The organism is Stenotrophomonas sp. STEN087 (genome assembly GCF_056759115.1).
Window position 1 is genome coordinate 45,557 of sequence record NZ_JBRRCR010000004.1, and the last position, 18,158, is coordinate 63,714.

Annotated in this window: 13 protein-coding genes and 3 tRNA genes; 9 read left to right on the forward strand and 7 right to left on the reverse strand. The window is 67.9% G+C overall.

The window, feature by feature from the left end:
- Positions 1–65: 65 nt before the first annotated feature.
- The gene (locus tag ACVOK1_RS02050; protein WP_481560925.1) at positions 66–2,396 is read right to left on the reverse strand and encodes a penicillin acylase family protein; all 2,331 of its coding nucleotides are present in this window, start codon (positions 2,394–2,396) and stop codon (positions 66–68) included.
- A 124-nt stretch (positions 2,397–2,520) separates the two neighbouring features.
- Between ACVOK1_RS02050 and bfr the strand changes: the two genes are divergently transcribed.
- Positions 2,521–3,009: a bacterioferritin gene (gene bfr / locus ACVOK1_RS02055; RefSeq protein ID WP_116863027.1), complete on the forward strand. Its 489-nt coding sequence runs from the start codon at positions 2,521–2,523 to the stop codon at positions 3,007–3,009.
- A gap of 294 nt (positions 3,010–3,303) precedes the next feature.
- Here bfr and parC read toward each other — a convergent pair whose 3' ends face one another.
- Entirely contained in the window at positions 3,304–5,547 is a 2,244-nt protein-coding gene (gene parC / locus ACVOK1_RS02060) for a DNA topoisomerase IV subunit A (protein ID WP_481560926.1), read from the reverse strand.
- Between the two features lie 59 nt (positions 5,548–5,606).
- Positions 5,607–6,515, reverse strand: coding sequence for a helix-turn-helix domain-containing protein (locus ACVOK1_RS02065; RefSeq protein WP_481560927.1), 909 nt, complete (start codon positions 6,513–6,515; stop codon positions 5,607–5,609).
- Positions 6,516–6,659: 144 nt separating this feature from the next.
- Between ACVOK1_RS02065 and ACVOK1_RS02070 the strand changes: the two genes are divergently transcribed.
- The 4 genes from ACVOK1_RS02070 to emrB are packed head-to-tail and all read left to right on the forward strand — an operon-like array spanning position 6,660 to position 11,377.
- Positions 6,660–7,103: a MarR family winged helix-turn-helix transcriptional regulator gene (locus ACVOK1_RS02070; protein ID WP_481560928.1), complete on the forward strand. Its 444-nt coding sequence runs from the start codon at positions 6,660–6,662 to the stop codon at positions 7,101–7,103.
- Positions 7,100–8,593: a multidrug efflux transporter outer membrane subunit EmrC gene (emrC, locus tag ACVOK1_RS02075; RefSeq protein ID WP_481560929.1), complete on the forward strand. Its 1,494-nt coding sequence runs from the start codon at positions 7,100–7,102 to the stop codon at positions 8,591–8,593. The genes ACVOK1_RS02070 and emrC overlap by 4 nt, the downstream gene beginning before the upstream one ends.
- An 11-nt stretch (positions 8,594–8,604) precedes the next feature.
- A complete protein-coding gene (gene emrA / locus ACVOK1_RS02080) occupies positions 8,605–9,783 on the forward strand; it encodes a multidrug efflux MFS transporter periplasmic adaptor subunit EmrA (RefSeq protein WP_108768325.1) in 1,179 nt (392 codons plus the stop codon).
- Between the two features lie 7 nt (positions 9,784–9,790).
- The gene (emrB, locus tag ACVOK1_RS02085) at positions 9,791–11,377 is read left to right on the forward strand and encodes a multidrug efflux MFS transporter permease subunit EmrB (protein ID WP_481560930.1); all 1,587 of its coding nucleotides are present in this window, start codon (positions 9,791–9,793) and stop codon (positions 11,375–11,377) included.
- A 246-nt stretch (positions 11,378–11,623) separates the two neighbouring features.
- On the opposite strand, the gene ACVOK1_RS02090 is transcribed toward emrB, so the two are convergent.
- Together ACVOK1_RS02090 and ACVOK1_RS02095 are read right to left on the reverse strand one after the other, a co-directional pair.
- Positions 11,624–11,710: transfer RNA gene (locus ACVOK1_RS02090), tRNA-Leu, on the reverse strand.
- A 50-nt stretch (positions 11,711–11,760) separates the two neighbouring features.
- Positions 11,761–12,660 carry a LysR substrate-binding domain-containing protein gene (locus tag ACVOK1_RS02095; protein ID WP_313054559.1) on the reverse strand — a complete coding sequence of 300 codons (900 nt, stop codon included), beginning with the start codon at positions 12,658–12,660 and terminating at the stop codon, positions 11,761–11,763.
- Between the two features lie 97 nt (positions 12,661–12,757).
- Between ACVOK1_RS02095 and ACVOK1_RS02100 the strand changes: the two genes are divergently transcribed.
- Complete coding sequence (locus tag ACVOK1_RS02100; protein ID WP_097048390.1) at positions 12,758–13,504, forward strand: sulfite exporter TauE/SafE family protein; 747 nt, start codon at positions 12,758–12,760, stop codon at positions 13,502–13,504.
- 126 nt (positions 13,505–13,630) lie between these two features.
- Here the strand turns inward: ACVOK1_RS02100 and ACVOK1_RS02105 are convergent.
- Both ACVOK1_RS02105 and ACVOK1_RS02110 read right to left on the reverse strand, forming a co-directional pair.
- Positions 13,631–13,717, reverse strand: a tRNA-Leu gene (locus ACVOK1_RS02105).
- A gap of 159 nt (positions 13,718–13,876) precedes the next feature.
- A tRNA-Leu gene (locus tag ACVOK1_RS02110) sits at positions 13,877–13,961 on the reverse strand.
- 128 nt (positions 13,962–14,089) lie between these two features.
- On the opposite strand from ACVOK1_RS02110, the gene rnr reads away from it, so the two are divergent.
- The 3 genes from rnr to rlmB all read left to right on the forward strand — a co-directional run bounded on the left by rnr (position 14,090) and on the right by rlmB (position 18,126).
- The gene (gene rnr, locus ACVOK1_RS02115; RefSeq protein ID WP_481560931.1) at positions 14,090–16,555 is read left to right on the forward strand and encodes a ribonuclease R; all 2,466 of its coding nucleotides are present in this window, start codon (positions 14,090–14,092) and stop codon (positions 16,553–16,555) included.
- A 120-nt stretch (positions 16,556–16,675) separates the two neighbouring features.
- Entirely contained in the window at positions 16,676–17,170 is a 495-nt protein-coding gene (locus ACVOK1_RS02120; RefSeq protein WP_108768330.1) for a GFA family protein, read from the forward strand.
- A 212-nt stretch (positions 17,171–17,382) separates the two neighbouring features.
- Positions 17,383–18,126 carry a 23S rRNA (guanosine(2251)-2'-O)-methyltransferase RlmB gene (rlmB, locus tag ACVOK1_RS02125; protein ID WP_079221277.1) on the forward strand — a complete coding sequence of 248 codons (744 nt, stop codon included), beginning with the start codon at positions 17,383–17,385 and terminating at the stop codon, positions 18,124–18,126.
- Positions 18,127–18,158 lie beyond the last annotated feature (32 nt).

The window sequence follows — 18,158 nt, forward strand, 5'->3', positions numbered from 1 at the left end:
CCCGCGCCGCTACCCTCTGAGCCTACGCTCGGCTTCGCGCCAGGGTTGCCGGCCAGCGGCCGGCACTACCTTGCTGGGACGAGCTTCAGCACATGCTCCGCCTTGCCCGGCAGGAACGGGGTCGGGCGCCCATGCACCCAGTCTTCGTGGCCGGCGCCCCAGTACGGCGACAGCGGGTGGCCACTCTGCCCACCCGGCATGTGCACGATGCCGTCGGCTTCATGGCCCGGCGAAACCACCATGCGCTGCGAGGCACCGAAGCTCGGGCCCTGCACGCGCGGCATGTCGCGGTCGCCAGGCAGCTGATCGGCCGGCATGCACAGCCAGCGGCGGGTGAAGGCGGGCAGGGCACGCGAGACCGGGTGGCAGATGTCGGCCACGTTGCGCTCGCCCCAGGTGCGCTGCTGCAGCGGCCCCTGCTTGTCCAGGTCGGCTTCCAGCGTATGCGCGGCCTTGGCCAGCAGTGCATCCCAGCTGTCCACGCCGGGCGGCAGCAGGTTGGCCGGGCGCTGCTGCAGCATCGGCCAGACCACGCCTTCCAGCTGCGCAAGCCGCGGCGGCAGGTAGTCTTCACCCAGGCGCGCCTTGGCCGGTGCCAGCAGCGCGCTTTCGATGGCATCGAGCACCTCGCCGCGGAAACCGCGCACGATGCGGTAGCTGGTTGAATTGGCCGAGGCACGCACGTCCCAGTGTTCGCTGGCGGCGGCCAGGCGCTTCAATGACGGGTCATCGCTGTGCTCGGCGGTTTCGTGCAGCAGCACCCACCAGCGCTGCAGGAACACCGCGCGGTCGTCGAGCTGGATCGCCAGCAGGTCGTGCTCGTCGAAGCGGTCCTGGGTGGCCAGCAGGTTGCGGATCTGCTGGCCGCGTGCGCCCAGGTCGTAGCCGGCGTTGCCGACCACGCCCAGCGTCGCGTCGTCGACGACGCGGCTGTTGGCAGTCCACAGGCGCTGCCCTGGCGGATCGATCAGCGCCGGCGCGGCATCGCTGCGGATCGGCCACGGCGCGCAGTCTGCGCTGTCCTGCAGGGTGTTGAAGCCCTGCGGGACGCAGCCGGGGCCGCGGTCCGGGCGCGCACCGACCAGGCGCCAGGCAATGCGCCCGCCGCGATCACCGATCACCAGGTTCTGTGCGGGAATGCCGGCATGGTCGGCGGTCTTCAGGGCCTGGCCGAGGTCACCGGCGCGTGCCATGTCGGCGAAGTCCATGCGCACCGCGCCGGGCAGGTGGGCGAGCCAGCGCAGGGCATCGCCGCTGCCATCGGCATGGGTGTGCAGGATCGGCCCCCACGCGGTTTCGCGCACCGGGAACAGCACATCGGGCCCGCCGGCCACGGCGATGCGCTCCTCGTGCACGGTCACCGGCGCATTCGCTGGTTCGCGGCGGAAATCGGCGGTGTCGATGTAGCTGTTGGTGAAGCCCCAGGCCACGTGCCCGTTGCTGCCGACGATGACCGCCGGCACGCCCGGCAGCGAGAAGCCGCTGACATCGACCTGGCCACCCGGTGCCTGCGGATCCGGATAGCGCAGGCGCACGCGGAACCACAGGCTGGGCGCACGCAGGGCCAGGTGCATGTCGTCGGCGATGATGGCGCGACCATCGGCGGTCAGCGCACCGGCCACGGCGAAGTTGTTGCTGCCGACCGCATCGGCTTCGGCGGCAGGCGCGGTGGGCGCGGCGGCCAGCGTGCGCAGGTCCAGCTGGGTGGCATCGGGCAGCACCGCATCGCCGCGCGGTTCGCCCTGCAGGGGCGCGTCCCAGCTGCTGCCGTCGTGGGCCAGCAGCGCATGCAGGGCCGGCGGCACCACGTCGCGGATGCGGCGCAGCGCCAGCTCGTTCTGGTTGCCCGGGTCCTGCAGGTCGGCATACATGGCCAGCCCGGCCAGCACGCTGTCGCTGGCCTGCCAGGGTGAAGGCGACTGCCGCAGCAGCAGGTAGGCCCAGGGCCGTACCGACAGATCGGCCAGGCCCGCGTTGACCCCGTCGACGTAGGCGCGCACGGCTTGCGGGTTGTCGCCCAGGGCCGTGTCCAGGTGCGCTTCGGTGCGCGCGCGCAGCCGGTGCACGCGCATGCGCTTGTCGGCGTCGATGGCCACCGGCCCGAACAGCGCCGACAGTTCGCCTGCGGCACTGCGGCGCATCAGGTCCATCTCGAAATAGCGCTCCTGCGCATGCACATGGCCGAGGGCACGCATGGCATCGGCCTGGCTGCCGGCGGTGATGGTGACCACCCCCAGCGCGTCGCGCTCGATGCTGACCGGCGCGGCCAGCCCGGGCAGGGCCTGTTCGCCCTCCAGTTCAGCCAGGCTGCCGCGCAGCAGCAGCCACAGGACCAGTGCGGTGACCAGCACGATGGCGATGAGTACAGCCAGTATCCAACGCCAGGCACGTCGCATTGCAGGTCCTTCCGGCACTCGTGGGGGGATTGTAGCCGCAGGCGCAACTGCGACTGATTCCGATTAGATCACCGTATTTTGAAATGCGGCACCCTATGCCGCATCGATCCACAGGAGCACCCCCATGAAAGGCAACCCGGACGTCATCGCCTGCCTGAAGGAACTGCTGCGCGGCGAGCTTGCTGCCCGCGACCAGTACTTCATCCATTCCCGCCGCTACGAGGACCAGGGCCTGTTCGCGCTGTACGAACGCCTGAACCACGAGATGGAAGAGGAGACCCAGCACGCCGACGCGCTGCTGCGCCGCATCCTGTTCCTTGGCGGCGACCCGGATATGCGCCCGCATGCCACCGAGCCGGGCAGGACCGTGGAGGAGATGCTGCAGAAGGATCTCGATACTGAATACGCGGTCCGTAACAATCTCGCCGCCGGCATGAAGCTGTGCGAGGAGAAGGGCGACTACGTGAGCCGCGACATGCTGCTGGCGCAGTTGAAGGACACCGAGGAAGACCACGCCTGGTGGCTGGAGCAGCAGCTCGGCCTGATCAAGCGCATCGGCCTGGAGCTGTACCAGCTGAGCAAGATCGACGGCAACGGCGCCCCGGCGCACTGAGCCGGCACCTCGAGCCGATCTGGTAGGGCCGACTGTTAGTCGGCCGCTTTTCGCAGAGCAGCCGACTGACAGTCGGCTCTACCAAGGGCCCGGAGCAGCCGACCAGCGGTCGGCTCTACCAGGCGCACCAAGCAACGTCGCCCGCCAGCACCGGAGCATCGCGAGCCAGCCTTCGCCAGCCAGCCGCTCCACCGCCCGCCAGCCGACAAACGAAAAAGCCGGGGAATCCCCGGCTTTTTCGTGTCCGGGGTCAGATCCGTTTTCAACGAAAACGGCTCTGACCCCCGTTCCCCGTCATTCCACCGACAACCCTTCCACCTTCTGCCAGCCGCGCGGCAGCAGGTGGCCGCGGGTGGCGCGGGCGCCGAGGTAGGCGTCGAGCTCGTTGAACTTCAGGCCCATGGTGCGCTGGCCGCTGCGCACCTGCAGGGTCTGCCCCGGGCTGATCGCTACGATCGCCACGACCCGCTCGGTGGCCAGCTTGGCCTTGGGGATCTCGATGATCTTGTTGCCCTTGCCCTTGTCCAGTTCCGGCAGGTCATTGGCGGCGATCGCCAGCAGGTTGCCCGAGCTGGTCACCGCCACGATGCGGTCGGTGGCCACGTTGGCCACGGCCGACGGGGTCAGCACCGAGGAACCGGACGACAGGTTCAGCATCGCCTTGCCGGCCTTGTTGCGGCCGATCAGGTTCTCGAAGCGGGTGACGAAGCCATAGCCGTGGGTCGAGGCCAGCACGAAGCGGGCGTCCGGTTCGGCGCTGGCCAGGGTCACGAAGCTGGTGCCCGGTGCCGGCGAGAAGCGGCCGGTCAGCGGTTCACCGTTGCCACGCGCCGAGGGCAGGGTATGCACCGGCGTCGAGTAGGCGCGGCCTTCGCTGTCCAGGAAGGCGACCTGCTGGGTGCTGCGCGCACGCACCGAACCCTGCAGGGCATCACCATCGCGGTAGGAGAGGGTGGCGGCATCGATGTCGTGGCCCTTGGCCGCGCGGATCCAGCCCTTCTCCGACAGCACGACGGTCATCGGCTCGCTCGGCACCAGCTCGGTCTCGTCGATGGCCTGCGCGGCCTGGCGCTGCACCAGCGGCGAACGGCGGGCGTCGCCGAACTTCTTGGCGTCGGCGGTCAGTTCGTCGCGGATCAGCTTCTTCAGCTTGGCCTTGCTGTCGAGGATGCCGAGGATCTTCTCGCGCTCCTTGGCCAGCTCGTCCTGCTCGCCGCGGATCTTCATCTCTTCCAGGCGGGCCAGCTGCTTCAGCTTGGTTTCCAGGATGTAGTCAGCCTGGTCTTCGGACAGGCCGAAGCGCGCGATCAGCGCTGCCTTCGGTTCGTCCTCGGTACGGATGATGTGGATCACCTCGTCCAGGTTGAGGAAGGCCACCAGCAGGCCTTCCAACAGGTGCAGGCGGCGCTCGACCTTCTGCAGGCGGTGCTGCAGGCGGCGGGTGACGGTGGTGCCGCGGAACGCCAGCCATTCGCTGAGCAGCATCTTCAGGTTCTTTACCTGCGGACGGCCGTCCAGCCCGATCACGTTGAGGTTGACGCGGTAGCTGCGCTCCATGTCCGTGGTCGCGAACAGGTGGCCCATCAGCTGGTCGGCGTCGACGCGGTTGGAGCGCGGCACCAGCACCACGCGCACCGGGTTGGCGTGGTCGGATTCATCGCGCACGTCTTCCAGCCACGGCAGCTTCTTGGCGCGCATCTGCGCGGCAATCTGCTCGATCACCTTCGACGGCGACACCTGGAACGGCAGCGCGGTGACCACCACGTTGTTCGCTTCCTTGGTGAAGGTCGCACGCGCACGCACGCTGCCGTTGCCGGTCTCGTACATCGTGCGCAGGTCGTTGGCCGGGGTGATGATCTCGGCGGTCGACGGATAGTCCGGGCCCTTCACGTGCTCGCACAGGTCGCGCACGCTGGCATCGGGATCGTCCAGCAGGTGCAACAGGGCGCTGACGATCTCGTTGAGGTTGTGCGGCGGCACGTCGGTGGCCATGCCCACGGCGATGCCGGTGGTGCCGTTCAGCAGCAGGTGCGGCAGGCGCGCCGGCATCCAGGTCGGTTCCCGCAGGGTGCCGTCGAAGTTCGGCGCCCAGTCGGTGGTGCCCTGGCCCAGCTCGCCCAGCAGCACTTCGGCGATCGGGGTCAGCTTGGATTCGGTGTAGCGCATCGCCGCGAACGACTTCGGGTCGTCGCTGGAGCCGAAGTTGCCCTGGCCCTCGATCAGCGGGTAGCGGTAGGAGAACGGCTGTGCCATCAGCACCAGCGCCTCGTAGCACGCGCTGTCGCCATGCGGGTGGTATTTACCGATCACGTCACCGACGGTGCGCGCGGACTTCTTCGGCTTGGACGCGGCATTCAGGCCAAGCTCGCTCATCGAATAGATGATGCGGCGCTGCACCGGCTTCAGGCCGTCGCCGATGAACGGCAGGGCACGGTCGAGCACCACGTACATCGAATAGTCGAGGTAGGCGCGTTCGGCGTACTCGCGCAGCGGCAGTTGTTCGAAACCGTGGAAAACGGGGCGGGCAGGTTCGGTCATGCGGCGTTGTTACCTATGTCGGGAGGCGAAGACGGCGGTCGGCGCTCTCAATGCACTGATTATCCGGATGCGGCGGGGGATGCCAAGCCACGTGCGGGATCCAGCCCCGGTTCCAGGCCGTGGCCGACCCGCGCCAGATAGCGCCCGGGCGGCAGGCCGAAGTGGCGGCGGAACACGGTAACGAAGGCGCTGGCGCTGCTGAAGCCCAGTGCGTGGGCGATATCGGCGACGCTGCGACCCTCGCTGAGCTGGCGCAGGGCCTCGGCCAGGCGGGCCTGCTGCCGCCACTGGGCAAAGCTGAGGGTGGTCTCGTCGCGGAAGTGGCGGGTCAGGCTGCGCGGCGACAGGCCGGCCCAGTGCGCCCATTCGGCCAGGCTGCGCTCGTCGGAGGGCTCGGCCAGCAGCTGCGAGGCGATCTTCAGCAGGCGGCGGTCGCGCGGCATCGGCAGGTGCATGCGCTGGCGCGGCGCGGTGCGGATCTCGTCGCGCATGACGCTGAGGATGTGCTCGCGGTCGTCGCTGAGGATGTAGTCCAGCGGCCATTCGCAGATGCGCTCGGCCACCGCCTGGGCCAGCTTGGACAGCCCCAGCACGCAGGGGTCGGAGGGCAGCCCGGCGCAGGCCGGCGCAGCCAGGGCCATGCCCCAGCCACGCATCGGGCCGTCCAGGCTGACCGTATGCGGTTCCAGCGGCGGCATCCAGCCGGCCGAGCCCGGTGCCAGCGACCAGGTGCCGTGCGAGGTGCGGGTAGTCAGCAGGCCGCGTTCGACGTAGATCAGCTGGGCGCGGGCGTGATGGTGCCAGTCCACTTCACGGGCCAGGCCCTGCGGGCTGTCGAAGCGGAAACCGATGACCGGCGGGCCATCGTTGCGCTCGAACCAGTCCATGGCCACCTCGCGGAGCAGGGTGGGCGGGCCGGGTTCACCTGCCGTCATGACCAGCGGGGGTGGCTGGAATGTGACATTCATTGGCTGGATTGTACTACCGGGCCAGTTCCGGGGGCCATTAAGGTAGCGCCTTCACTGATCGAGCCCGTTGCTGCAACACAGCATTCGATGCCAGATCGAATATTTCCATTGAGAAATATTTTTTTTGGAAGAAAATGCTCCCCCATGATCTGTCCGTCCTCCAACCCCCCCAGCTTCGGCCTGCTGCTGCGCCAGGTGCGCGACGGCCTGGTGCGCCAGCTCGATGCGTCCATGGCCGAAGAAGACCTCGGCATCGGCTTCACCCATTACATCGGCCTGAAGCTGCTGGCCCGCATGGCCCCGTGCACCGCCAACGAACTGGCCCAGGCCGTCGACCAGGTGCCCAGCGCGGTGACCCGCCTGCTGGACAAGCTGGAAGCCCTGGGCTGCGTGCGCCGCGAGCCGCACAGCCAGGACCGGCGGGCCCTGCAGATCGTTCTGACCGATGAAGGCCGTGCCCTCTGGGCGCGGCTGCAGAAGCGCGGCGACGCGGTGATGGACTTCGCCCTGCGGGACCTGTCCGCCGACGAACGCACGCTGTTGCTGTCCCTCCTGACCCGAATCCGCGATTCCCTGACGACCCCATGAACCCGATCCCGCATCCCACTCTCCGCCGGTCCGGGCGCGCGCTGCTGGTTTCAGCGCTGGCCCTGGCCCTGGCCGCCTGCGCCAGCAGCCGTGGCCTGAACCCGCAGGGCCACGTGCTCGACGTGGACAGCCTGCACAGCGAGCGCACGCTGGCCGACAGCGACCTGAGCGCCACTGGCTTCCCGGCCCAGGACTGGTGGAAGGCGCTGGGCGATCCCCAGCTCGACGCCCTCATCAGTGAAGGCCTGGCCGGCCACCCCAGCCTGGACGCGGCCGATGCGCGCCTGCGCCAGGCCCAGTCGCAGGTCGGCACCAGCCGTGCCGAGCGCCTGCCCAGCCTGTCGGTGTCCGGTGGCTACACCGGCCTGCGCCTGCCCGAATCCATGCTCGGCGACGAGCTGGGCGGCCGCTACGGCGGCAGCAGCCAGGTCGCCTTCAACTTCAGCTACGGCGTTGACCTGTGGGGCGGCAAGCGCGCTGCCTGGGAAGCCGCCGTTGACGGCGCCCACGCGGCCACCGTGGATGCGCAGGCCGCACGCCTGAACCTGTCCGCCGGCATTGCCCAGGCCTACACCGAACTGGCCTATGCCTGGCAGCTCAACGACGTGGCCGAGCAGGAGCTGACGCGCTCGCAGAAGTCGCTGGAGCTGACCCGCCAGCGCCGCAGCGCCGGCATCGACAGCGACCTGCAGGTGCGCCAGTCCGAAGCCCGCGTGCCGGCCGCGCAGCAGCAGCTGCTGGCCGCGCAGCAGCGCATCGACGCCGCCCGCACCGCACTGGCCGCGCTGGTCGGCAAGGGCCCGGACCGTGGCCTGTCGATCGAACGCCCGCAGGCGCTGAACCCGCTGGCCCTGCAGCTGCCGGGCGTGCTGCCCAGCGAACTGCTCGGCCGTCGTCCGGACATCGTCGCCGCGCGCTGGCGCGTGGAAGCGGCCGAAAAGCAGATCAAGGTCGCCAAGACCAAGTTCTACCCGAGCTTCAACCTGACCGCGCTGGCCGGCGTGGTCGCCCCGAACGTGGGCGACCTGCTGAAGAGCAGCTCCACCTTTGCCTACATCGGCCCGGCGCTGAGCCTGCCGATCTTCGAAGGCGGCAAGCTGCGCGCCAACCTGGACAACACCGACGCGCAGTACGACCTGGCGGTGGCCAACTACAACCAGTCTGTGCTGGACGCGCTGCGCGACGTGGCCGACCAGGTCAACGCGGTGCGTTCGCTGGCCCAGCAGGCGCAGGCACAGCAGCAGGCGGTGGACACCGCCCACGCGGCCTTCGACCTGGCCCAGCAGCGCTACCGCGCCGGCATCGGCAGCTACCTGGACGTGCTCAGCGCGCAGTCCATCCTGCTGCAGTCGCAGCAGCAGCTGGCCGGCCTGCAGTCGCAGCAGGTGCAGACCTCGGTGCGCCTGAGCAAGGCATTGGGTGGTGGTTTCCAGCCCAGTGACACCGACGCCGCACCGATCGCCTCCCATTCCGATTCCTCGCATTCCTGAAGACCCACGCCATGAGCCAGACCCAAGACACCGCGGCCCCGGCCGCTCCCAACCGCCGCGGCAAGCTGCTGCGCGGCCTGTTCGTCATCGTCGTGCTGCTGCTTGCCGCACTGGCGCTGTGGTACTTCATGTTCGGCCGTTGGTTCGAAGAAACCGACGATGCCTACGTGCAGGGCAACCAGGTGCAGATCACCCCGCTGGTGGCCGGCACCGTGGTCGCCATCAACGTCGATGACGGCATGCGCGTCGAGCGTGGCCAGCTGCTGGTGCAGCTGGACCCGGCCGACACCTCCGTCGCCCTGCAGCAGGCCGAAGCCAACCTGGCCAAGACCGTGCGCCAGACCCGCGGCCTGTACCGCAGCGTGGAGGGCGCGCAGGCTGACCTGAACGCCCGCCAGGTGAGCCTGAAGCGCGTGCGCGAAGACTTCGCCCGCCGCAAGGACCTGGCCGCCACCGGCGCCATCTCCAACGAAGAACTGGCCCACGCCCGCGACGAGCTGGCCGCAGCCGAAGCCGCCGTGGCCGGTTCGCGCGAGACCGTCGAGCGCAACCGCGCGCTGGTCGATGACACCGTCATCGCCACCCAGCCGGACGTGCTGGCCGCCGCCGCACAGCTGCGCCAGGCCTTCCTCAACAATGCCCGCGCCGGCATCGTCGCGCCGGTCACCGGCTATGTCGCCCGTCGTTCGGTGCAGGTTGGCCAGCGCGTGCAGCCGGGCAATGCCCTGATGGCCGTGGTGCCGACCGAACAGATGTGGGTGGAAGCCAACTTCAAGGAAACCCAGCTGCGCCACATGCGCCTGGGCCAGGAAGTGGAGCTGAAGTCGGACCTGTACGCCGGTGACGTGAAGTACAAGGGCCGCATCCAGAGCCTGGGCCTGGGCACCGGTTCGGCGTTCTCGCTTCTGCCGGCGCAGAACGCCAGCGGCAACTGGATCAAGATCGTGCAGCGCGTTCCGGTGCGCATCGCCATCGATGCCAAGCAGCTGGCCGAACATCCGCTGCGCATCGGCCTGTCGATGAAGGCCGAAGTGAGCCTGCGCGACCAGAAGGGTGAAGTGCTGCCGACCGCCGCCGCCAAGGGCACGGTGTTCGACACCGATGTGTATGCCAAGCAGCTGCATGATGCCGACGAGGTGATCCACACGATCATCGAAGGCAACCTGCCGCAGCAGGCCAACGCGGGCTGAGGTCGACATGTCCGCACAAGCTCCAGCGGCGCCCGGCACTCCGGGCGCACCGGCGGCGCCGGGTGCGGCCTCCGGGTTCCTGCCGCCCAGCGTGGCCCTGTGCACCGTCGGCCTGGCGATGGCCTCGTTCATGCAGGTGCTCGATACCACCATCGCCAACGTCTCGCTGCCGACCATCGCCGGTAACCTCGGCGCCAGTTCGCAGCAGGCGACCTGGGTCATCACCTCGTTCGCGGTCAGCACGGCCATCGCGCTGCCGCTGACCGGCTGGCTCAGCCGTCGCTTCGGCGAACGCAAGCTGTTCATCTGGGCCACCCTGGCCTTCGTCATCACCTCGCTGCTGTGCGGCCTTGCGCAGAGCATGGGCATGCTGGTGGTGTCGCGTGCGCTGCAGGGCTTCGTGGCCGGTCCGATGTACCCGATCACCCAATCGCTGCTGGTGTCGATCTACCCACGCGAGAAGCGAGGGCAGGCGCTGGCGCTGCTGGCGATGATCACCGTGGTGGCGCCGATCTGCGGGCCCATCCTCGGTGGCTGGATCACCGACAACTACAGCTGGGAATGGATCTTCCTGATCAACGTGCCGCTGGGCATCTTCGCCGCGCTGGTGGTGGGCAACCAGTTGAAGGGGCGCCCGGAGCAGATCGAGAAGCCTAAGATGGATTACGTCGGCCTGATCACCCTGGTGATCGGCGTGGGCGCGCTGCAGCTGGTGCTCGACCTGGGCAACGACGAAGACTGGTTCTCCTCGACCAAGATCGTAGTGCTGGCCTGCGTGGCCGTGGTGGCGCTGGCGGTGTTCCTGATCTGGGAACTGACCGACAAGGATCCGATCGTCGACCTGAAGCTGTTCCGCCACCGCAACTTCCGCGCCGGTACGCTGGCGATGGTGGTGGCCTATGCGGCGTTCTTCAGCGTGTCGCTGCTGATCCCCCAGTGGCTGCAGCGTGACATGGGCTACACCGCCATCTGGGCGGGCCTGGCGACGGCGCCGATCGGCATCCTGCCGGTGATCATGACGCCGTTCGTGGGCAAGTACGCCTCGCGCTTCGACATGCGCATGATCGCCTCGTTCGCCTTCGTGTTCCTGTCGTTCACCAGCTTCATGCGCTCGGACTTCAACCTGCAGGTGGACTACGCGCACGTGGCCGGCGTGCAGCTGATCATGGGTATTGGCGTGGCGCTGTTCTTCATGCCGGTGCTGCAGATCCTGCTGTCGGACCTGGACGGTCGCGAGATCGCCGCAGGTTCGGGCCTGGCCACGTTCCTGCGTACGCTGGGTGGCAGCTTCGCTGCATCGCTGACCACGTGGCTGTGGGCACGTCGCACCCAGGTGCACCATGCCGACCTGACCGAACACATCTCGGCCTACCAGCCGGGCATGCAGGACCAGGTGGCGGCGATGGGGCAGGGCAACCTGCAGAACGGTGCAGCGGTGCTCAACGACATGATCAACCACCAGGCATCGCAGATGGCGTTCAACGACATCTTCTACCTGCTGGGCTGGACGTTCCTGGCGATCATCGCGTTCCTGTGGCTGGCCAAGCCGCCGTTCGGTGCCGGTGCCGGTGCGGCGTCTGCCGGCGGGCATTGATCGATCGTTGTGGATGAAAAAACAAAACCCCGCCGGAAGGCGGGGTTTTTGTTTGTGGCGCCATCGCGGTACATGCACGCGTTGCGTGGACATGCCCGAACGCCGGACATGAAAAAACCCGCTTTCGCGGGTTTGATCATCCAGTAGATCCACGCCATGCGTGGATGGAGCCCTCGCATTCGCGCAGTTCTCGAACGCCGGACATGAAAAAACCCGCTTTCGCGGGTTTGATCATTTGCTGAGTCATGGTGCCCAGGAGAGGACTCGAACCTCCACGAAGTTGCCCCCGCTAGCACCTGAAGCTAGTGCGTCTACCAATTCCGCCACCTGGGCGACTCAGGAGACGAATTATGGGGAACGACTGAGGATGTGTCAACAACATTTCACGCTTTTTTCTGCGGCGGCACGCCGAGGTGCTGCAGCAGGCTGCGCATCGCCGGTGACAACCGCATCCAGTCGGCGAAGCACGCGCACAGGCGACGCTGCGCCCAGGCATCGGCAAGTGGTACCGCGACGGTGTGCGTGCTGCGCCGATGCTGCCGCGCGATCGTCTTCGGCACGATGCCCACGCCGATGCCATGGCCGACCATCGTGCACAGCCCTTCGAAGGTTTTCATGCGGATGCGCACATCGAGCCGGCGTCCTGCCTCGCCTGCGAGTTCCTCCACGTAGGTCTGCAGTGCATTGCCATCGGCCAGGGCGACGAAGGTCTCGCCCAGCACGTCAACGAAGTCGAGCGTGCGTCGCGACGCGAAGCGGTGGTTGGCGGGTAGCAGCATCACCAGCGGGTCTTCGGACACCACGTGCCGCTGCAGGCCGTCGGCCGGTACGGCGTCGCTGATGATGCCTGCTTCGGCCTGGCCGGCGGCGAGCGCGCGCACGACGTCGGTGCTGGTGCGTTCGTGCAGCTCCACGTGCAGGCGCGGCCGCTGCGCCAGCCAGGGCGCCAGTCGCGAGGGCAGGTAGTTGGTCAGTGCTGCGGTGTTGGCATACAGATGCAGGGTGCCGCGCGCGCCGTGGGCGAAGGCGTCCATCTCGCCGCGCAGCTGCGCCTGCTGCTGCAGGATCAGGCGTGCATGGTGGGCGAGGGCGGCGCCGGCTTCGGTCAGGCTGACCCCACGCGGATGCCGGTTCAACAGTGCCGTGCCCGCATCGGCTTCGATCGCGCGCAGGCGTTCGCTGGCCGAGCCCAGTGCCAGGTTGGCCAGCGCAGCGCCGGCGGTGATGCTGCCGGCATCGGCCACAGCCAGGAACAGGCGCAGGTCGGCGATGTCCATCCGCATAGCTGGTACTCCGGTCGGGCCCTGCCTTCGGCTGATCCGAAGGCTGTGGCGGCAAGACCGCATTGTGCGCCTGGGTCGCGCCCGCTCCAATGGCGGCATGAACGAGACGATGTACTTCTATGGGTTGCTGGTGGTGGTGTTCGTGCTGGCCGGCGTGGTCAAGGGCGTGACCGGCATGGGGCTGCCAACGGTGGCGATGGGTCTGCTCGGTGGTGCGCTGTCGCCGGTGGCGGCGGCGTCGATGCTGTTCATTCCCACCTTCGTCACCAACGCGTGGCAACTGCTGTCCGGTCCTTCGCTGGGCCCTACCGTGCGGCGGCTGTGGCCGATGATGCTGGCGGTGGTGGTGGTGACGCTGGGTTCGGCTGCGCTGCTGGTACGGGTGGACCGCACCTGGTCGCGGGTGGCGTTGGGCGTGGCGCTGGTGGTGTATGCGCTGTACGCGCTGGTGGCACCGGTGTTCCGCGTGCCGCAGCGGCGTGAGCGCTGGCTGGGGCCGCTGGTCGGTGCGATATCCGGCATGGTCACCGGCGCCACCGGTGTGTTCGTGATGCCTGCGGTGCCGTACCTGCAGTCGCTGGGCATGCAGCGCGAGGAGCTGGTGCAGGCGCTGGGCCTGGCGTTCACCGTGTCGACCATTTCCTTGACCACTGGGCTGGTGATCAACGGTGCGTTTGGTGTGCAGCAGCTGGGGCTGAGCGCATTGGCGGTTGTGCCGGCGCTGCTGGGCATGTGGCTGGGGCAGGTGATCCGCCAGCGCATCAGTGCACGGGTGTTCCGCGCGTGTTTCCTTGGGTTCCTGCTGCTGCTCGGGCTGGAGCTGATACTGCGGCCGCTGTTCTGACCGCGTTTGTAGAGTCGAGCCATGCTCGCCTGCTGTGAGGATCAGTCGAGCATGGCTCGACTCTACAAAGGCTCAAATCGCAGGCAAGAAAAAACCCGCTTGCGCGGGTTGTTTTCTTTCTCGACATGGTGCCCAGGAGAGGACTCGAACCTCCACGAAGTTGCCCCCGCTAGCACCTGAAGCTAGTGCGTCTACCAATTCCGCCACCTGGGCGTCGAGGAGCGAGATTATGGGGTGTTGTTACCGGGGTGTCAACACTTCTCGAAAACAATCTCGCGATGGGGTCAGAGCCCTTTCCTGTGGAAAGGGATCCGACCCTGCTGCTGGATGACAGGCAAAAAAAATCCCCGCCGAAGCGAGGAGTTTTTTCGTTGGTGCCCAGGAGAGGACTCGAACCTCCACGGTTTTACCCGCTAGTACCTGAAACTAGTGCGTCTACCAATTCCGCCACCTGGGCGTTCCAGAGGCGCAATTGTGAAGATGAATCCGCAGGCTGTCAACGATTTCCAACAAATATTTCACGCGGCGCTTCCAAGGCCGCCGCTGACCCGTTCTGCACGCCCGCAACGGCTACCATGTAGGGCGATGACTACCAAAAAACCAAGCAAGGGCGGGAGCAAGTCCCGCAGCCAGGCCCCGACCAAGGGCGCCAAGGCGGGCGCAGCCCGCACCACCAAGCCGGGCAAGCCGTTGCCGGGCTGGTTCCCCGAATTGAATGAAGGCGGTGCACCGCCGCGCGGCCGCAAGGGCCGCGCCATGGATGCCGCCGCACCGGGTCCGGCCCCGGGCCGCAAGCTGCCGCCGACCGGCAAGGTGATCGACGATCCCTATGCCGCCCGCGAAGCAGAGAAGTACGAACAGCCCATTGCCAGCCGCGAGGCCATCCTGGCCCTGCTGGAACGCTGCGACGGGCCGCAGACCGCCGAGGAACTGGGCGCGCGCCTGGGCCTGACCGCAGCCGACCGTGCCGAGGCACTGTCGCGCCGGCTCGGCGCCATGGTCCGTGACGGCCAGCTGGTGCAGAACCGCCGCGGCGGCTTTGCGCCGATCCAGACCCTGAACCTGGTCACCGGCGTGGTGATCGCCAACCCGGAAGGGTTCGGCTTCCTGCGCCCGGTCGAGGGCGGCGACGACCTGTTCCTGCCGCCCTATGAAATGCGCAAGGTGATGCACGGCGACAAGGTGCTGGCCCGCGTGACCGGCATCGACCACCGTGGCCGCCGCGAAGGCAGCATCGCCCGCGTGCTCGAGCGCGGCATGACCCGCCTGATCGGTCGCTTCAGCATTGAAATGGGCATCAATTACGTGGTGCCCGATGACAAGCGCATCCAGCGCAACGTGCAGGTGCCGCCGGACCAGACCGGTGGCGCGCGCGATGGCCAGCTGGTGGTCTGCGAACTGACCCAGGCACCGGACAGCCGTCGCCCGCCGATCGGCCGCATCATCGCCGTGCTCGGCGACAAGCTGACCGCGTCGCTGGTGGTGGAGACCGCCATCCACGGCCACGAACTGCCGTTCGAGTTCCCGCAGGAAGTGCTGGACGAAGCCGCCTCGGTGCCGATGGTGGTCGAGCCGGCGATGATCGGCGACCGCGTCGACCTGCGCAGCACGCCGCTGGTGACCATCGACGGTGAAGATGCCAAGGACTTCGATGACGCGGTCTACTGCGAACCGAATGCCGATGGCTTCCGCCTCGTGGTGGCCATTGCCGATGTCTCCAACTACGTGCGCCCCGGCACGCCGCTGGACGAGGAAGCGCAGAAGCGCGCCACGTCGGTGTATTTCCCGGGCTTCGTGGTGCCGATGCTGCCGGAGACCCTGTCCAACGGCATCTGCTCGCTGATGCCCAAGGTCGATCGCATGTGCTTCGTCTGCGACATGCAGATCGACCGCGACGGCGTGGTCAGCCATTCGCGCTTCTACGAAGCGGTGATGAACTCGCACGCGCGCCTGACCTACACCCAGGTGTGGAAGGCGGTGGGCGAGGACGATGCCGATACCAAGGCATGGATGGGCGAGCTGCTGCCACAGGTGCAGCGCCTGCACCAGCTGTACAAGGTCCTGTCGAAGGCGCGTGCCAAGCGCGGCGCCATCGAGTTTGAAAGCAGCGAGGTGCGCTTCGTGCTGGACAACCGTGGCGAGGTGACCCAGGCCGGCATGCTGGTGCGCAACGATGCGCACAAGCTGATCGAGGAATGCATGATCGCGGCCAACGTGGAGGCGGCCAAGTACCTGCTGTCGCGCCACGTGCCGGCCCCGTACCGCGTCCACGAGAAGCCGCCGGAGACCAAGTTCGCCGACCTGCTGGAATTCCTCAAGGAGTTCAAGCTGAGCCTGCCGCCGTGGTCGAAGGTGCGCCCGGGCGACTACACCAAGCTGCTGAAGAAGATCCGCGACCGTCCCGATGCCACGCTGCTGGAATCGGTGCTGCTGCGCAGCCAGAGCCTGGCGGTCTACAGCCCGGACAACAATGGTCACTTCGGCCTGGCGCTGGAGGCCTACGCGCACTTCACCTCGCCGATCCGTCGTTATCCCGACCTGCTGGTACACCGTGCGATCAAGCACGCGCTGTCCGGCAAGCCGCTGGACAAGTTCACCTACAACGCCCGCGAGATGGCTGCGCTGGCGCTGCAGTGCTCCGAGCGCGAGCGTCGTGCCGACGAGGCCGAGCGCGAGGTCGACGAGCGCTACCGCGCCGCGTGGATGGAAAAGCACGTGGGCGGCCAGTTCGACGGCGTGATCAGCGGCGTGACCAGCTTCGGGCTGTTCGTGGAGCTGGACGATTCCAAGGTGCAGGGCCTGGTCCACGTGACCCAGCTGCCGCAGGACTATTACAAGTTCGACGCCACCCGCAAGACGCTGACCGGCGAACGCCGCGGCAGCAGCTACCGGCTGGGCGACCGCGTGCGCATCCTGGTGCTGAAGGCCAGCATGGAAGAGCGCAAGATCGACTTCCGCCTGGTCGAGCACAAGGGCGAAGACGAGGGCGATGGCCTGCCGCCGCTGCCCGAACGCGGCAAGCCGGCCAAGCGCACCAAAAAGCAGTATTGAAAGGTGTGCCGACCAACGGTCGGCACCCACCTTGCCCGGTAGGTGCCAACCGTTGGTTGGCACATTCCTCACCCGGTAGGTGCCAACCTTGGTTGGCACGACGTTCCGGAGGAACCCAGCATGCAAGGCCAACCCGAGTACCGCGGCGGCTGCCAATGCGGCGCCATCCGCTTCGAGGCGCGCGGCGCCCTCACCGACAGCTCGATCTGCCACTGCCGGATGTGCCAGAAGGCGTTCGGCGCCTACTACGCGCCGCTGGTCTCGGTGCGCGGCGCGCAGTTCAGCTGGACCCGCGGCCAGCCGCGCTATTTCCAGTCCTCCAACGTGGTCCGCCGCGGCTTCTGCGGTGACTGCGGCACCCCGCTGACCTACGAGGCCCCGGACGGCATGGCCGTGGCCGCCGGCGCCTTCGACGAACCCGAGCGCCTGCCGCCGACCCTGCAGTACGGCATGGAGCGCAAGCTGCCCTTCGTGGATGGCCTGGGCCTGCTGCCCGGCCGCCGCACCGAGGAGGACGTGGCCGCGCTGGAGTTCCTGGCCACGATCGTGTCCCACCAGCACCCCGACCACGACACCCCGCACTGGCCGCCGCGCACCCGTTCAGCGGAAGGATGAACGGCGGGTAGCGCCGGGCCATGCCCGGCGAGCGCGCAGCGCGGGAGGTGAAGGCGTGCGGACCAACGGTCCGCACCCACCAACCAACGGTCCGCACCCACCAACCAACGGGCGGCACCCGGCAGGTAGCGCCGGGCCATGCCCGGCGAGCGCGCAGCGCGGCCGCCGCCGATGCTCTACCATAGCCACCCCCTTTCCGGTTCGGCCCCCGCATGAGCAAGAACAGCCAGTGGATCGTCGGCGTCAACGCCGTCGCCTCCTCCATCGAGAACGACGCCGACAACGTCCGCGAAGTGCTGGTCGAGGCCGGTGCGAAGAACCCGCGCCTGGTCGAAATCGAGGAAAACGCCCGCCGCAAGGGCATCGACGTGCGCAAGGTCAACAGCCAGGCGCTGGACGGTGTCGGCGGTTCGGTGCGCCACCAGGGCGTGGCTGCGCGCTATGCCGCGGCCCGCACCTACAGCGAGAACGAGCTGGAAGGCCTGGTCACCGCTGCCGAGGGCAAGGCCCTGCTGCTGGTGCTGGACGAGGTGCAGGACCCGCACAACCTGGGCGCCTGCCTGCGCTCGGCTGCGGCGGCCGGTGCCACCGCGGTGATCATTCCCAAGGACAAGTCGGCCACGGTCAACGCCACCGTGCGCAAGACCTCGGCCGGCGCCGCCGACCTCATTCCGGTGGTGGCGGTGACCAACCTGTCGCGCTGCCTGAAGGACCTGCAGAAGCAGGGCGTGTGGATCTACGGCCTGGCCGGTGAAGCCACCGCGTCGCTGTACCAGCTGGACCTGAAGGGCAACATCGCCCTGGTGCTGGGCGGCGAAGCCGACGGCCTGCGCCGCCTGACCCGCGAGAACTGCGATGGCCTGGTCAAGATCCCGATGCCGGGCGAGATCGAGAGCCTGAACGTCTCCGTCGCCGCCGGCGTCAGCCTGTTCGAGGCCGTGCGCCAGCGCGGTTGATCGGCCGGTACGATGTGAGCGGGGTCAGATCC

Bases quoted from the DNA above. Each gene is read 5' to 3' on its own strand.
- ACVOK1_RS02050 (WP_481560925.1), bottom strand. From the start codon at position 2,396: ATGCGACGTGCCTGGCGTTGGATACTGGCTGTACTCATCGCCATCGTG.
- ACVOK1_RS02120 (WP_108768330.1), top strand. From the start codon at position 16,676: ATGCAAGGCCAACCCGAGTACCGCGGCGGCTGCCAATGCGGCGCCATC.
- emrC (WP_481560929.1), top strand. From the start codon at position 7,100: ATGAACCCGATCCCGCATCCCACTCTCCGCCGGTCCGGGCGCGCGCTG.
- parC (WP_481560926.1), bottom strand. From the start codon at position 5,547: ATGACCGAACCTGCCCGCCCCGTTTTCCACGGTTTCGAACAACTGCCG.
- emrA (WP_108768325.1), top strand. From the start codon at position 8,605: ATGAGCCAGACCCAAGACACCGCGGCCCCGGCCGCTCCCAACCGCCGC.
- ACVOK1_RS02065 (WP_481560927.1), bottom strand. From the start codon at position 6,515: ATGAATGTCACATTCCAGCCACCCCCGCTGGTCATGACGGCAGGTGAA.
- ACVOK1_RS02070 (WP_481560928.1), top strand. From the start codon at position 6,660: ATGATCTGTCCGTCCTCCAACCCCCCCAGCTTCGGCCTGCTGCTGCGC.
- rnr (WP_481560931.1), top strand. From the start codon at position 14,090: ATGACTACCAAAAAACCAAGCAAGGGCGGGAGCAAGTCCCGCAGCCAG.
- ACVOK1_RS02095 (WP_313054559.1), bottom strand. From the start codon at position 12,660: ATGCGGATGGACATCGCCGACCTGCGCCTGTTCCTGGCTGTGGCCGAT.
- emrB (WP_481560930.1), top strand. From the start codon at position 9,791: ATGTCCGCACAAGCTCCAGCGGCGCCCGGCACTCCGGGCGCACCGGCG.
- bfr (WP_116863027.1), top strand. From the start codon at position 2,521: ATGAAAGGCAACCCGGACGTCATCGCCTGCCTGAAGGAACTGCTGCGC.
- ACVOK1_RS02100 (WP_097048390.1), top strand. From the start codon at position 12,758: ATGAACGAGACGATGTACTTCTATGGGTTGCTGGTGGTGGTGTTCGTG.
- rlmB (WP_079221277.1), top strand. From the start codon at position 17,383: ATGAGCAAGAACAGCCAGTGGATCGTCGGCGTCAACGCCGTCGCCTCC.